11 protein-coding genes and 1 tRNA gene are annotated in these 14,832 nt (G+C 69.2%); 7 read left to right on the top strand and 5 right to left on the bottom strand.

The genetic code is table 11. From position 1 onward, the window contains the following. The first annotated feature begins 13 nt into the window (after window positions 1–13). Window positions 14–89: transfer RNA gene (locus AB3X10_RS13660), tRNA-Gly, on the top strand. A gap of 466 nt (window positions 90–555) precedes the next feature. Here the strand turns inward: AB3X10_RS13660 and AB3X10_RS13655 are convergent. The 3 genes from AB3X10_RS13655 to AB3X10_RS13645 all read right to left on the bottom strand — a co-directional run bounded on the left by AB3X10_RS13655 (window position 556) and on the right by AB3X10_RS13645 (window position 5,416). Next, window positions 556–3,621: an efflux RND transporter permease subunit gene (locus AB3X10_RS13655; RefSeq protein ID WP_369975623.1), complete on the bottom strand. Its 3,066-nt coding sequence runs from the start codon at window positions 3,619–3,621 to the stop codon at window positions 556–558. Next, complete coding sequence (locus tag AB3X10_RS13650; protein ID WP_369975622.1) at window positions 3,618–4,724, bottom strand: efflux RND transporter periplasmic adaptor subunit; 1,107 nt, start codon at window positions 4,722–4,724, stop codon at window positions 3,618–3,620. The genes AB3X10_RS13655 and AB3X10_RS13650 overlap by 4 nt, the downstream gene beginning before the upstream one ends. A gap of 74 nt (window positions 4,725–4,798) precedes the next feature. Continuing rightward, on the bottom strand, window positions 4,799–5,416 hold the full coding sequence (locus tag AB3X10_RS13645) for a TetR/AcrR family transcriptional regulator (protein ID WP_228319551.1): 618 nt from the start codon (window positions 5,414–5,416) through the stop codon (window positions 4,799–4,801). Window positions 5,417–5,502: 86 nt separating this feature from the next. Here AB3X10_RS13645 and AB3X10_RS13640 point away from each other — a divergent pair, with 86 nt between their 5' ends. The 3 genes from AB3X10_RS13640 to AB3X10_RS13630 all read left to right on the top strand — a co-directional run bounded on the left by AB3X10_RS13640 (window position 5,503) and on the right by AB3X10_RS13630 (window position 8,855). Beyond that, window positions 5,503–6,966 carry an efflux transporter outer membrane subunit gene (locus AB3X10_RS13640; protein WP_369981823.1) on the top strand — a complete coding sequence of 488 codons (1,464 nt, stop codon included), beginning with the start codon at window positions 5,503–5,505 and terminating at the stop codon, window positions 6,964–6,966. Window positions 6,967–6,971: 5 nt separating this feature from the next. Then, on the top strand, window positions 6,972–7,574 hold the full coding sequence (locus tag AB3X10_RS13635) for an STY0301 family protein (protein WP_369975621.1): 603 nt from the start codon (window positions 6,972–6,974) through the stop codon (window positions 7,572–7,574). Between the two features lie 222 nt (window positions 7,575–7,796). After that, a complete protein-coding gene (locus tag AB3X10_RS13630) occupies window positions 7,797–8,855 on the top strand; it encodes an AraC family transcriptional regulator ligand-binding domain-containing protein (protein WP_369975620.1) in 1,059 nt (352 codons plus the stop codon). A 63-nt stretch (window positions 8,856–8,918) separates the two neighbouring features. Here AB3X10_RS13630 and AB3X10_RS13625 read toward each other — a convergent pair whose 3' ends face one another. Both AB3X10_RS13625 and AB3X10_RS13620 read right to left on the bottom strand, forming a co-directional pair. Further along, on the bottom strand, window positions 8,919–9,809 hold the full coding sequence (locus AB3X10_RS13625) for an SDR family NAD(P)-dependent oxidoreductase (protein ID WP_369975619.1): 891 nt from the start codon (window positions 9,807–9,809) through the stop codon (window positions 8,919–8,921). Beyond that, the gene (locus AB3X10_RS13620) at window positions 9,802–11,223 is read right to left on the bottom strand and encodes a flavin-containing monooxygenase (RefSeq protein WP_369975617.1); all 1,422 of its coding nucleotides are present in this window, start codon (window positions 11,221–11,223) and stop codon (window positions 9,802–9,804) included. The genes AB3X10_RS13625 and AB3X10_RS13620 overlap by 8 nt, the downstream gene beginning before the upstream one ends. A gap of 187 nt (window positions 11,224–11,410) precedes the next feature. Here AB3X10_RS13620 and AB3X10_RS13615 point away from each other — a divergent pair, with 187 nt between their 5' ends. From AB3X10_RS13615 to AB3X10_RS13605, 3 genes are all read left to right on the top strand, one after another. Then, complete coding sequence (locus tag AB3X10_RS13615) at window positions 11,411–11,974, top strand: hypothetical protein (RefSeq protein ID WP_369975616.1); 564 nt, start codon at window positions 11,411–11,413, stop codon at window positions 11,972–11,974. Next, a complete protein-coding gene (locus AB3X10_RS13610) occupies window positions 11,971–12,795 on the top strand; it encodes a glycosyl hydrolase family 18 protein (RefSeq protein ID WP_369975615.1) in 825 nt (274 codons plus the stop codon). Before AB3X10_RS13615 ends, AB3X10_RS13610 begins: the two co-directional genes overlap by 4 nt. A 423-nt stretch (window positions 12,796–13,218) precedes the next feature. Beyond that, entirely contained in the window at window positions 13,219–14,646 is a 1,428-nt protein-coding gene (locus AB3X10_RS13605) for a hypothetical protein (protein WP_369975614.1), read from the top strand. Window positions 14,647–14,832 lie beyond the last annotated feature (186 nt).

The raw sequence follows: 14,832 nt of genomic DNA, 5'->3' as shown, positions 1-14,832 counted from the left end.
TTCGCGGCCTCAAGCGGGAATAGCTCAGTTGGTAGAGCGCAACCTTGCCAAGGTTGAGGTCGCGAGTTCGAGTCTCGTTTCCCGCTCCAACGCTTGATTTTCGGACTTCCCATGAAGTCTTCGCTTCCTGATCCCACAGTGGTCTGTGCCTGTGGAGCATCCAGCGAAGTTCGCTGAAAGCCACCCCCACACACGCATTCTTCGGTACATCGATTCGTACTGGAATCCGGGTGCCGGGTTGGCCGGTTCTAGCCGTGCCGCTCCCATCGACGTCGCTCCTTCTTTCCACATTGCGAAGGAGAGTTCGATGGCGTTGACGGGCGCCGCCGCACGGCTGGCCAAGGCGACGGGCAAGGGGCCGCCTCTCGACGATGTGCACATACATCCGGTCTCGGTTGCGCGCCGACACGCGGCGTGCGCTGCAGAAGGCGCGGCCGCCGCGCGCGACGAAGCTCGCCGCGGCGGCGCACCCGGTGCCGCACGGCATGCCGGTCACCGGGACAACGTTGCAGGTGGACGCGGCAGTTGCTTGTCGGGAGATCGGCAGGCCCCCGCTCAGCGAGCCGGCTCCGGCCTGATCCGGAACCAGATGGAATACATGGCCGGCAGGAACACCAGGGTCAGGATCGTCCCGGCGAAGGTGCCGCCGATCAGCGTGTAGGCGAGGGTGCCCCAGAACACCGAATGGGTCAGCGGGATGAACGCCAGGATCGCGGCCAGCGCCGTCAGGATCACCGGCCGCGCCCGCTGCACGGTGGCTTCGACGACCGCATCGAACGGGCTCAGTCCTTCCTGTTCGTTGTGGTGGATCTGCCCGATCAGGATCAGCGTGTTGCGCATCAGGATGCCCGACAGCGCGATCAGGCCGACCAGGGCGTTGATGCCGAAGGGCTGCTGGAAGACGAGCAGCGTCGGCGCGACGCCGATCAGGCCGAGCGGACTGGTGGCGAACACCATGACCATGGCCGCGATCGAACGCACCTGCAGGATGATGATGAGCAGGGTGAGCGCGATCATGATCGGGAACAGCGGCAGCATCGCCTTGGTGGCCTTGCCGGATTCTTCGATCGAACCCGCCTGTTCGATCCGGTAGCCGGAAGGAAGCGTGTCGATGATCGGCTGCAGCTGGTCCATGACGGCGGTGGAAACGTCCGGCGGCTGCAGCCCTTCGGCGATGTCGCCGCGGACCGTGATGGTCGGCGTGCGATCGCGGCGCCGCAGGATGGGATCCTCCATGCGCACGTCGACGCTGCCGACCTGCGACAGCGGAATGCGCTGTCCTGCCGCGCCGACCAGGGTGAAGCCGGCGATCTTCGCGGGATCGAAGCGGATCTCGCCGGCCGCGCGACCCAGCACCTGCACCGAACGGATGTCCTCGCGCACCTCGGTCAGCGGCACGCCGCTCAGCAGGAACTGCAGCTGCGACGCCACCGAGCTGGAGGTCAGGCCCACCGCCTGGAGCCGGTCCTGGTCGAGGGTGAAGCGCAGGGTGGGGACGCGCGGCCCCCAGTCCGTGTTGACCGTGCGCATCATCGGGCTGGCATGCATGACGCCGGCCACGTCGTCTGCGATCCTGCGCAGCGTGTCCGGGTCGGGTCCCATGACCCGGTAGGCCACCGGAAACGGCGACGGCGGGCCGAACACGATCTGGGTGGCGCGCACCTGTGCCTCGGGCACCAGGCCGTCGGCCACGGCCCGGCGCAGCCTGAACTTGAGCGCTTCGCGCTGCTTGTCGTCGCCCGCGAGCACCACGATCTTGGCGAACGACGGATCGGGCAGTTCGGGCGCCATCGCCAGGAAGAAGCGTGGCGCGCCCTGGCCGATGTACGCGGTCACGATCCGCGCCTCCTTCTGCCTGGCCAGCCAGGCTTCGACCTTCGCCGTCGCCGCGCTGGTCTGCGCGATCGAGGTGCCGTAGGGCATCTGCACCTCGACCAGCACCTCCGGCCGGTCGGAGGTCGGGAAGAACTGCTTGTTGACCAGCCCCATGCCGACGATGGACAGCGCGAACAGCCCCACCACCGCGCCGGCGACCAGCCATTTGCGCGCGATGACGCGCCCGAGCACCCGCCGGAAGCGGTTGTAGTGGCGGGTGTCGTAGATGGCCGCGTGGCCGCCCTCGACCTGCTTGATGTCAGGCAGCAGTTTCACGCCGAGGTAGGGGGTGAACGCCACCGCGACGACCCAGGACGCGATCAGGGCGATGCCGACGATCCAGAACATGTTGCTGGTGTACTCGCCGGCCGTGGAGCGCGCGAATCCGTTGGGCATGAAGCCGATGGCGGTGACCAGCGTGCCGGACAGCATGGGCGCCGCCGTGTGGCTCCAGGCATAGGCCGAGGCGGCGACGCGGCTGTAGCCTTCCTCCATCTTCACCACCATCATCTCGATGGCGATGATGGCGTCGTCCACCAGCAGGCCCAGCGCCAGGATCAGCGAGCCGAGGGTGATGCGGTCGAAGTTCTTGCCGCTCGCGGCCATGACCACGAACACCGCCGCCAGCGTCAGCGGCACCGCCGCCGCGACCACGATGCCGACGCGCCAGCCCATGCTCACGAAGCACACCACCATCACCACGAGCAGGGCGACGAAGAACTTGACCATGAACTCGTCGACCGCCGAGCTGATGTTGACGGCCTGGTCGGTCACCTTGCTCAGCGTCATGCCCAGGGGCAGCCCCGCGTTGACCTTGGCGACTTCCGCCTCCAGCGCCTTGCCCAGGTCCAGGCCGTTCCAGTCGTCGCGCATCACCACGCCCAGCAGCAGCGCCGGTTCGCCGTTGTTGCGCACCAGGAAGGTGGCGGGATCCTCGTAGCCGCGCTCCACGGTCGCCACGTCCGACAGCTTCAGCGTGCGTCCCTGCGCGACGATCGGCGTGCGCCGGATCTTCTCCAGGCTGTCGAACGCGCCATCGACGCGCAGGAAGACCTGCGGCCCCCTGGTCTCGATGGAGCCGGCGGGGGTCAGCACGTTCTGGCCGTTGAGCGCGGCGAAGATGTCCTGCGGCGCGACGCCCAGCGTGGCCAGGCGGTCGTGGGAGAACGCGACGAAGATGCGCTCGGGTTGCTCGCCGATGATGTTGACCTTCTTCACGCCCGGAACGTGCAGCAGTTGCTGGCGCAGCGCCTCGGCGTCGCGCACCAGCAGCCGCTGCGGTTCGCCCTTGGCCTTGAGCGCGAACAGCGCGAAGGTCACGTCCGCATATTCGTCGTTGACCATGGGGCCGATGACCCCGGCCGGCAGTTTCTTGGCCTCGTCGCCGAGCTTCTTGCGGGCCTGATAGAACTCTTCCTGGACCTGCGCAGGCGGGGTGCTGTCGCGCAGGGAAATCATCGTGAACGCCAGGCCGGGGCGCGTGTAGGTTTCCGTGCGGTCGTACCAGCGCAGTTCCTGCATGCGCTTTTCCAGCGGTTCGGCGACCTGGTCCTGCATCTCCTGCGCGGTTGCGCCCGGCCACGCGGTGACCACCGTCATCTGCTTGATCGTGAACGGAGGATCTTCCGCGCGGCCGAGCTGGAAGAACGCCAGAACGCCGGCGACGGAGATCAGGAAGATCAGGAACAGCGTGATCGAACGCTCGCGTACTGCGAGCGCCGACAGGTTGAAACGCCCCTCGCTCATGGCCGCGCTCCGCCGGCCAGCGCCTGGCCCTGGCCGATCGGCCTGACGATCTGGCCTTCGCGAAGCAGATGCGCGCCCAGCGAGACCACCTGGTCGCCGATCTTGAGATTGCCCTTCACCTGCGCCACGTCGTCGCTCAGGCCGAGCACCTGGACGGAACGCCAGACGGCTTTTGCCGGCTTGCCCTCGACGGTCCACACGCCCGGGCCCTTGCCCGGATCGAACACGGCGCCGATCGGCACCTGCAGCGAAGCGGTGGAGTCCGTGTCGGGCGGAATCTCGACGGTGACGGTGGCGCCCAGCGGTGCCCGGGCCAAGGCGCCTTCGAGCACGTACCTCGCCTCGTAGGTGCGGGTGGCCCGGTCGGCCGCATCGGACAGCTGGCGCAAGGTCGCCGGCATGGCGGCCTGGCGATCGCCGTACAGCCTGGCCTGGGCCGACGAGCCCGCGGCCGGCCGCAGCGTCTCGGGCAGTTGCACGATGGCTTCGCGCTGGCCGGCCCGCGCCAGGCGCACCACCGGTTGCCCGGCGCCGACCACTTGCCCCGGCTCGGCCAGCGTCTCCACGACCACGCCATCGGCGTCGGCAAGCAGGACGGCATAGCTCGATGCGTTCCTGGCGACGTCGGCTTGCGCCTCGGCCGCCTTGAGTTGCGCCCGCGCCGCGTCGGCCGAGGCCTTGATCTGATCGTAGGCGGACGCAGAAACCGCCCCTTCGGCGACCAGGCCGCGGTAGCGCGCCTCATCGTCGGCGGTCTGCGCGGCGCGCGCGCGCGCGGCGGCTACGGTTTCCTGCTGCGCCCGCGCCTGCAGGCCCAGGTCGATCGGGTCCATGCGCATGAGCGCTTGGCCGCGCCTGACGCTCTGCCCGGTATCGACGAGGCGCTCCAGCACCTTGCCCGGCACGCGAAAGGCCAGATCGCTCTGGACCCGGGCGGCGACGACCCCGGTGAACGAGCGCGGCGCGGCGCCGCCGCCCTGGACGGCGCCGATCCTGACCAGTGGCGCCTCCGTGCGCGGGTCGGAGGTGTGTGTGTCGCCGCATGCCGCCAGGGAAAGCGGCAAGAGGCAAAGGGCATAGGGGACGAGCTGGCGCCGAAGCATGGGAACCCTTCCTGACGGGATAGGGTGCCCATTCTATTCTTGTGACCAATTTAGTCAATAGTCACATGCAAAGTTCACGGCGACAGGCTGCGCAAGATCAGGTTGGACAACTGGGTCGTCGCCTCGGCGGCGTTGTCCAGGTTGTGCTGCAGCAACAGCGGATTGATGAACGGGCGCATGACCAGGTAGATGGCGCTGGCGGTCTCGTCCAGCGGGGTCTTGCGCTCGAATTCACCGGCTTCGCGGCCGTCGCGCACGATCTGCAGGACGAGCGCCTTGATGTGCTCTTCGTAGGCGCGCGCGGAGGGCCAGGATTCGGCGGCCGAGGTTCTGGCGATGTCGTAGAGCTTGCGGTCGTCGAAAAACAGCTCGCTGCCAGCCTCCACCAATGCCTTGAACACGCGCCGCAGGCGCTCGGGCGCGGAAGCGACGCCGACGACCGCCTGGTCGACGGCGGCCATGATCGCGCTGAGCCGATTGGAGCAGATGACCTCGCCGATCGCCTGCTTGGAGTCGAAGAACTTGTAGATGTACGCCTTGGAAAAACCGATCGCTTTCGCCAGGTCGGAGACGGTCGTCTTCTCGTAACCGTAAAGGCCGAAGTATTCGGTCGCCGCCTCGACGATCTGGTCTCGCACATCATGATCCGAAGGCCCCCTGAGCTGGGGCGCGGGAGAAGGTGTCTTGGTCATCGCCGCAGCTTAGCGCGCAGGGTGTGGATTGACAACGAGTGACCATTTTGTACTATGGTCACATCGAATGGCCTTCCAGGATCATCATGCTGCCCCGTCGCTCTCTTGTTCTTTCGCTGCTTTGCGCCAGCGTGATGGCCGGCTGTGCGGTCGGCCCCGACTACCGCCGTCCCGACGCGCCGCTCCCCAGCCACTACATCGGGCAAGCGCAGCCTGGGCAAGGCGAGAGCCCGCCGGCGGCCGAACTGACGGCATGGTGGCAAGGCTTCGACGATCCGCTGCTGACGCGCCTGGTGTCCTTGGCGCTGGAGCAGAACCTGGACCTGGCGCAGGCGGGCGCCCGCGTCGCCCAGGCACGCGCCGGGCTCGGTGCGGCCAACGCGGCCCTGCTCCCCTCGGGAGCGGTCAGCGCTTCGGCCGCCCGCGCTCGCCAGTCGCTGGAGACCCCGCTGGGCCAGGTGCTCGCCAGCACGCCCGGATACGATCGCTGGGGGAATGCCTACGAGGCCGACCTCGAGGCGGGCTGGGAAGTGGATGTGTTCGGCGGACTGCGGCGTGGCCGGCAGGCGGCGCTGGCCGACTACCAGGCCTCGCAAGCCGGCGCCATGGCGACGCGGTTGGCCGTGGCCGCACAGACGGCGGACATCTACATCGCCATCCGCGGGTTGCAGGCCCGCCTGGACATCGCCCAGCGGCAGGTCAAGACCCAGCAGGACCTGCTGGCGAAAGTCCAGCTGCTGTACGGCAAGGGCCTGGCCGCCGAGTATCAGCTGCGGCAGACCGAAGGGGCGCTGGCACGGGTGCAGGCGACCGTTCCGGTGCTGCAGATGGGCCTGGACGCCGCCATGAACGCGCTCGACGTGGTGCTGGGCGTCCCGCCGGGGACGCATCGGGCCGACCTCGAAGCCGTCGCACCGATTCCGGCGACGCCGCGGATCGCGGCGATGGGTTCCCCGGCCGAGCTGTTGCAGCGACGCCCCGACCTCATCGTTGCGGAACGGCGGCTTGCGGCGACCAACGCCAGGATCGGCGAGGCGATCGCCGAGTACTACCCCAAGTTCTCGCTGAGCGGGATGCTGGGAAGCGCCACGGCGGTCTCCAGCGGCAACCTGTTCACCAGTGGCGCGAGCCAATCGGCAGGCATTCTGGGATTGCGCTGGCGTCTTTTCGACTTCGGCCGCATCAACGCGCAGATCGGGCTCGCGAAGGGCCAGGATGCCGAGGCATTGGCGGCGTACCGCCAGGCCGTGCTGCGTGCGACCGAGGACGTCGAAACCGCCTTCTCGGCACTGCTCAACCGTGGGCAGCAGGCCGCCAGCTTGACGCAGGGGGAGGCCGCGCTGTCCCGCGCCAGGGCGTCCTCGTTCGCGGCGTATCAACGTGGCGCCGCCAGCCTGATCGACGTGCTGCAGGCCGACGATTCTCTCCTGCAGGCGTCCGATGCGAGGGCGCAGGCGCAGACCGAATCGGCGCGCGCGGCCGTGGCTGCATTCAAGGCGCTGGGCGGCGGCTGGGAACCGGTGGCGCCCGCAGCGATGGCGACGCGCTGATCCAGATGCGAGCAGGCAACGCGGCGTGCGTCGGCCTGGCGGAGTGCGAGACCGGTATCCTGTCGCGGTCGTATCCGCCCGGGCGCCTGTCGCCACGTTCTGTTCCTGCCCGCCGAGCCATTGCATCGAGGGGAATCCGCATGTTTCCGAAGCGCGTTTCAGCAACTGCGCGGTGGTGGTTCTTCCTGGCCTGTCTGTCTTTCGGCATGCCGGCCTTGGCCAAGGAGACGTTGCGGTGTCCGCAGACGCTGCGCGTCTCCGGCGCCGTGCTGCAGAGTCCGGATCTGCCGGAGGGCGCCGGGATGGCCTTCGAGGGCGGGCAGCCGCTGCCGTTCTTCTCCATGGGCGTGTTCTCGGGACATCCGCGCGAGCTGGCTTCGCTGGTGCCGGACAGCGACAGCGAGGAGCCGGCCTCCGGGGTCGCGCGGTCCGTCTGGAGATTCGAGCGCCCGGATCCGCACGGAACCTATGCGGTCTGCGAGTACGGCGCCGCCGGCAAGGTGCAGATCTACAAGCGCATCAGCGACGCGGCGAGATCCTGCACGGCCACCGCACGCAACGACAGCGTCAGGCACGTGATCGTGGACGCGGCATTCGAATGCGAATGACCCGCGCGTGGCGGGCCGGCACTGCCGTGCGCCGTTGCCCGGACGCCGGTCGCCGCGTGCCGGTCAGCCGCCGCGCCTGGTCCTGGGCGCTGGCCATGGACCGCCGAGACGAGCGTTCTGCGCCGGACATGCCGCGAGTCGGCGGCACGCTACTCTAGGACGCGCACCGGCGGTTCGGTTCCGGCCGGTCGCAGCATGACGTCCTCTTCGGTGCAAAGAACGATGGCATTCCCGCATCCCGCTGCTGCGTCCAAGAAGCGCTTCGCCCTGTCCGAATCGCATCGGACCGCCAACATCGTTCCCAATGCGGTGCGGTCCATGCTGGGCCTGGTCGAGGATCGCGCGCTGCCGCCGGAGCGGTTGTGCAGGGGACTCGGGTTCACCTACCAGGACCTGCACGACCGCGACCTGCTGCTGTCCTATCACCAGGTCCGCTCGCTGATCCTGCGGGCCAGGGCCTTGCTCGGCGACGCCTCCATGGGACTGGCTGCCGGCATGCGGCAAACCCCGGTGTCCTGGGGACTGGCGGGGCTCGCCATGCTGACCTGCGAGACCTTCGGCGAGGCCATCGGCTATGGCCTTGCGCACCAGAACGAAGCGGGCGCGATGATGCACCACCGCTTCGAGCAGCAGGGACGCGAGGTCGCGATCGAGCTCATGCCGCACGTGTTCGACCTGGAGATCGAGCCGTACCTGATCGAGGAAGCGTTCGCCAGCGCGCTCAATGTCAGTCGCTGCATGGTCGGCCCCGAGATCAGGCCGCGCTGCGTGGAGTTCGCCTTCGCCAAGCCGGCGCAGGCGCCAGCGTATGCGCGCTTCTTCCGTTGCCCGGTGCGCTTCGACACCGGCAGGAACAGGATGAGCCTGGACGCGAAGTGGCTGGCGACGCGGCTGCCCGGCTACGACCGCATCACCTGCGGGCTGCTGCGGCAGCAGCTCAACACGCTGATCCAGCGCTCCGCCGCACGCAACGACCTGATCGAGTCCATCGCCATGCGCCTGCGCGCCGGCGCCGAGGCGCCGCCGCGCCAGCCCGAACTGGCACGGCAGGCCAACCTCAGCGAGCGCACCCTGCGGCGCCGGCTGGGCGCGCAATCGGTGGGTTACCGCGCGTTGCGCGACGCCGCGCTGTACGAACGCGCGCAGGACCTGCTGAAGAACTCCGGCATGCGCGTTGCCGACGTGGCGCAGGCGGTGGGCTATGCCGACGCGCGGACCTTCCGGCGGGCGTTCCAGCGCTGGTCGGGTACTTCTCCGAAGGCATTTCGCAACGGCGGTTGAGCGCGTGGCCGCCGTGTCCAAGCGCAGTGCGCGGCACGCGCCGCGCGTCCGGCCCGGTCGCGTTCACGTGCGGTGGCTGGCGTCGGACACCAGTTCCCACTCGCCCTCGCGCTGGCGTACCAGGCCGCGCTGCACCAGCGAGGCCAGGTAGCGCTGGTGCCCGCGTTCGGCGCTGCGCCTGAACCACGGCAACGCGCGCACCAGCAGGTTGGGCAACAGCATGGCCAGGCGCACGCTCCACGACTCGCTGCTGCGCACGAAGCGTTCCAGGCATGGCGCGTCCAGGCAGCGCAGCACCTGCAGCGCCACCGCGTCGGGTGTCTGCGGCGGGTCCATGAATTGCAGCTTGTTGCCGCCGTGGATGGCCTCGCGCATCAGCATGGGCGTCTCGGTGGCGGAAGGATTCACGATCGAGAACCGCACCCCCAGCCGCGCGCCATCCAGCCCCAGGCACAGCATGGCGCCGCGCAGGCCGAACTTGCTGGCCGAGTACACGGTGGATTCGGGCAGCGGGAACATCCCGCCCAGCGACACGATGCTCACCACCCGCCCGTCGCCGGCGCAGTGCAGCAACGGCAGCAGGCTGTGGGTGAGCAGCAGCGGCGCCATCAGGTTGAGGTCCAGCTCGCCGCGGATCGAATCCTGGCTGCGCTGCTCGAACGGCGTGGTGCCGACGATGCCGGCGTTGTTGACCAGCAGGTCCAGCCGGCCGCAGTGCGTGTGCACGCGCTGCACCAGCGCTTGCCGCGCGGCGGGATCGGTCAGGTCGGCCAGGTGCGGCGTGGCCATCGGCCCCAGGGCGCGCACGGCGCGCTCCAGGGCGTCGGCGTCGATGTCCACCAACAGGCAGCGCACGCCGCGCTGGATCAGCCGCGCGGCGATCGCCCGGCCCAACCCGCCGGCGCCGCCGGTGACCAGCGCGTTCCAGCCCGCGAGATCGGCGCGATCAGCCATGCGCCACCTCGCCGTTGCGGCAGGCGCCTGCGGGCGTGGCGCCGCCATGCCCTGGCCGCGTCCTGAGATGGTCGTACATGCGCTCGCTCAGCTCGCCCCAGCCCATGCGCCGGCGCAGCTTGCGCAGATAGGCCTTGAACGCATGCGCCTCGATGTAGACGGCATGGCGTTGCGACTGCACGAACTGGATGCCGCCGGAGAGGTCGGGCGTGTCGCTGCGGATGATCTCGTCGAAGCGGCGGGCGCTCTCGGGAGCGGTGCGTTGCGCCTTCAGGTACGAGGCGATCATGTGCGCCTGGGTGTCGAACAGTTTGTAGGCGCTGGAGTTGGTCTCCAGGTAGCCGATGCCGAACAGGTTGCGGTGGGTGCGGTTGAACATCGACAGGTACATCTGCGGCCGTCCGCCGCTCCAGGCGAAGTACTGCGTCGCATACGGGCAGCTCCATTTGTAGCCGGTGGCGCACAGCACCAGGTCGATCTCTTCCTGCGAGCCGTCCTTGAACAGCACGTGCCGGCCCTGCAGCCGTTCGATGTCGGGCTTCACCGCGATGTTGCCGTGCTGCAGGTGGTGCAGCAATTGTGCGTTGAGCAGCGGGTGGCTCTCGAACAGCTTGTGGTCGGGCCTGGGCAGGCCGAGGCGGGTGAGGTCGCCGTTGATGAAGCGCAGCAGGCCGCCGAAAATGGGGCGGGCGAGCCACAGCGGCAGGTGCGGGCCGGTTTCCGCGATCTGGTCGACCGGCACGCCCATCAGGTGCTTGGGGATGAAGTGGTAGCCGCGGCGCACGCTGATGAAGGCACGCTGCGCGTGGATGGCGGCGTCGCAGGCGATGTCGGCCCCCGAATTGCCGGCGCCCAGCACCAGTACGCGCAGGCCGTGGAACTCGTCGCCGTGCTTGTAGCTGACCGAATGGCGTACCTCGCCGTCGAACTGGCCGGCCAGCTGCGGCATGTTCGGATCCCAGTTCACGCCGCTGGCGCAGACCACGGCGCCGTAGATCCTGCATAAGCCGTCGGCCAGCTGCACCACCCAGCGCGCGTCGCTGTCCTTGTGGATCTGCAGTACCGCCGTGCCGAACTGGATCCTGTCGCGCAGGCCGAAGCTGTCGGCAAAGCCGTGCAGGTAGGCCAGGATCTGCCGGTGCGACGGATAGTCCGGATAGTCGCGCGGCATCGGATGGCCGATGAAGGCCGACAGGTCGCGCGAGGAAATGAAGTGGGTGGAGGCGTAGATCGGCGAACCGGGGTTGCGGGTGTCCCACAGGCCGCCCAGGTCGCTGTGGCGTTCGAACTGATCGTAGTCCAGGCCCTGCGCCTTGAGCGCGCGCGCCGCGCTCAGCCCGCCGGGCCCGGCGCCGATGATGCAGGTGGCGTCGGAGCGGTCGATCGCCTGGGTCGAGTGCGAGCTTGTCTGCATGTGCGGTGTTTCTTGTGCGGATGCCACGCGGCATGCGGCGAATGTAGGCAGCCGGGCGGCTGCGGCAGCGGACAGTTTCGGCCAGGAAGGTGGCTGAATCGGCCGCTGCTTCTGCGCTGGCGCGGTGTCTGTTCCGGTGGACGCCAAGGGGCGGGCGGGAGCAGGCCGACTGCGCGTGCGATGGTTCTTGCGACATTCCAGCGAGCACGGCGATGGGCCGTACCGCTGCCTGTTCACGCCGTGGCGGACGCTGCAGCGCCAGGGCGGGCGCGTGCGCGTCGGCCGCGGCAGCGTTCCGATCCGGGCGTGGCTGGACGGCAAGCCGGTTGGCGCCGCCGAGGCGGGCCAGGCGCTGACCCTGCCGTTGCCATCCGGCGCCGGCGAGCGCGGCTTGGCGGTGTCGCTGCAGGTCCGCGCCGGCGAACGCTTCGGCCTGCAGGGCCTGGCGACCGTGGGCGACCGACGTTGGCGGCAGCGGCGCACGCGGGCGCCGGCGCGGCGACTGGGATGCCTGTTCCGAAGCCGCGCAGTGTCGACCGCGTGCGCGACGAGCTGCTGTAGGTTCGGCCGGGGGCGTCGCATCGCGCGCAGACCGGCGGCAGGGCAGGCGGGTGGCAGCCGCAGCGGCCGGGCGTGGGCAGGAGCCGCGGAGGCATCGGCCGACGCGGTCGCGGCGCCGATCGCATGTGCGGATGCCGGCGCCCTCGACGCACTACGCACCCTCACCTCGCCACTGCAGGAGCAGCCATGAACTTCGAGATCGCGACCTGGTACGACACGTGGAACGGCACCGGCGCCGACAATCTAGCGCAAGGCAAGGTGCCGCTGGGCTATGCCAGCCGCTACAACCTGGCCTTCGGCGAATTCGTCCAGACCGGCAACGGCTACACGCTTGACCTCAATGCGCAGTACGCGGCGCAGAACCTCGCCCAGCTCAAGGCGCAGGCGCCGGCCGCGCTGGTCTATGCCGGGCTGGGCGACACCGGCCTGGCGGCGACGGTGGCGGACAACCGCGACAACGCCAATCGCTCCACCGCCAACATCGTGGCCTATCTGCAGCAGCAAGGGCTCAACGGCATCAGCATCGACGCCGAAGGCGACGGCATGCCCTCGGTGGTGGAACTGCTGTCGCAGCTCGGCCCGAGCTTCAAGGCGGCCGGACTCGGCATCGCGGTGTCGGTGCCGTGGCCGGGCGACGGTCCCGCCGGGCTCTACGGCGATGGCGCGGTGGCCGCGTTCAACCAGTACGTCGATGCCACCGAACTGCAGGACTATTCGTCGCTGGGCACGCCGCAGGATGCACAGGTATGGATCCAGGCCGGAGTGCGCGCCGACATCCTGATGGGCGGGGTGGCGACCGAGAACGGCGGCGTGCAGACCTCGCTCGAAGACACTGCCGCCTGGACCAGCTATGCGCTGCAGAACGGCTTGCGCGGCATGTTCAGCTGGAGGCTCGACAACGACCACGGGCAGGACGGCCAGGAAGAGGACGTGGACCCGACCTTCACCGGGGCGAAGACCATCTACGACACCGTCCATCCGTCGTCCGGCGGGGCGCACCCGGCGGATTAGCGCGCCTTTCCTTCCGCGTTCGCAAGGTGTTGCAGCGACCGCGGTGCGACGGGCCTTGCCGACTGCGCCCGTCGCCACCGCTGGCCGAGCCCAATCGGCGTCTCTTGCGAAAAGCGACAACCCCGCAGCGATACGTTCCTGTCGCTGCCAGCGCAACGCACCGCAGACGCAAGGCGCATGCGTGGCGATGCGCTGCGTCCGTGCGGCCACGCGTGCAGACGCACACGAAACGCATGCGCCGCTGGATATACTCCAGTGGCGCAGCCTGCACGGCGCACAGCGTCGTCTGGCGCGCGCACGGCGCAACCGGCCTTGCAGCGATGCGCGAGCGATGGGCTGGGGGCGAAGGCGGGCGCGAGCTGCTGCAACGCCGCCGCCCACCGCGACGACCAGAGCCCCAGGACGAGAAAGAAGAATCGGCAAGTGAGCACCCGTCGCGACGCATACGCGGACCAGATCCGCTACCTGGCCGAGTTGGGGTCGCGCGCCTCCGGCACCGAGGCCCACAACGCGTTGATCGACCGGGTGGCGATGCAACTGGCCGAGCTCGGCCTCGAGGTGAAGCGCGACCCGCACACCTTCGAACGCTGGGACGTCGATCGGGACGCGCTGGCGCTGCAGGTGGGCGCGCGCCGCATCGCGATCGCGTCGGCGTGGCCTTATTCCGGCGAGACATCGCGCGACGGAATCACCGCGCCGCTGATCCTGCTGCGCGGGCGGCGCAAGCGCTGGCGAGCGGCCGCCGGCAAGATCGCGGTGATCGAAGTGCCGCATGTCGCCGCGCCGGCGTCGCTGCTGATCGACGCCTGGGACGGACCGCTGCCCTTCGACCGGGTCGCCAATCCGATCATCAGTTCCGAACTCGCCGGCACCGATCTGGCCAAGGCAAAGCAAGCGGGGGTGCTTGGCGTGATCGCGGTCTGGCGAGGCCTGGCGGATGCGGCGGCTGCCGATCAGTACCTGCCGTTCACCCGCGGCCATCAGGGCCTGCCGGCCGTCTGGGTTCCCGAAAGCGAACGCGTCCAGTTGCTCGCCGCCGCCGCACGCGGCGAGCAGGCCACGCTGATCCTGGCCGCGAACAGGACCGCGAATGCGCGCATGGACACGGTCTGGGCCGTGTCGCCGGGAACCGGTCCTCGCGCCAACGAGTCGGTGCTGGTGGTCACCCACAGCGACGGCGGCAACGCGGTCGAGGAGAACGGCCACATCGGACTGCTCGCGCTGGCACGCGACGCGGTCGCGGCGCCGCATGCGCGCAGCATCGTGTTCGTGTACACGGCCGGCCACCTGCGCATGCCCGCCGTGACCGCACATGGCCAGGCCACCAGCGCCTGGCTCCAGGCCCATCCCGAGCTGTGGGCCGGCGCATCCGGCGGTTATACCGCGGCGGCCGGCCTGGCCATCGAACACCTGGGCGCGAAGCGCTTCCACGTGGATCCCAGCACTGGCCGCTACGCGCCCGACGGTACGCTCGAACCCGAATTGCTCTACGCCACGACGCCCGAACTCGCCCGGCTCACCCGCAGGTTGTGGAGCGGCGCCTCGGCCGGTGCGGCGACCCCGGTCAAGCCGGGCGCGTTGCTGCACTTCGGCGAAGGCGAACCGCTGTTCCAGCGCGCAATTCCCGCTGTCGCGCTGGTCACCGGTCCCGAATACCTGCTCGCGGAATGCGTGGGCGACCTCGTCGACATCGATGTCCTGATCCGCCAGGTCGACAGCTTCCGTCGCCTGCTTGAGCGCCTTGCCGGCGACATCGACCGGGATCGCTTCGGCAAGGTCGTGCTGCCCAGCAAATGGAACAAGGCGTTGGCCGCGATCCGCATCGGCCTGTTTCTGCTGCGCCGCCGCTGAGCTCACGTCGGTGGCGCTGCAGAACCGACGCGATTCGATCCAGCGCTGTCGTTCGATGGATGCCATCCGCGCCGACGATGTCACGTGTGGGAGCGACTTCGGTCGTGACGGGCATTCCCCTTGAACCCATCGCGACCGATGGCCCCAAGGCTGCCGGCAGCCCTCTCGCAGCCCCTTGTGTGGCCG

The sequence above is a fragment of the Xanthomonas sp. DAR 80977 genome, assembly GCF_041240605.1.
Lineage (GTDB): Bacteria > Pseudomonadota > Gammaproteobacteria > Xanthomonadales > Xanthomonadaceae > Xanthomonas_A > Xanthomonas_A bundabergensis.
This window is presented reverse-complemented; position numbering and strand designations above follow the sequence as displayed.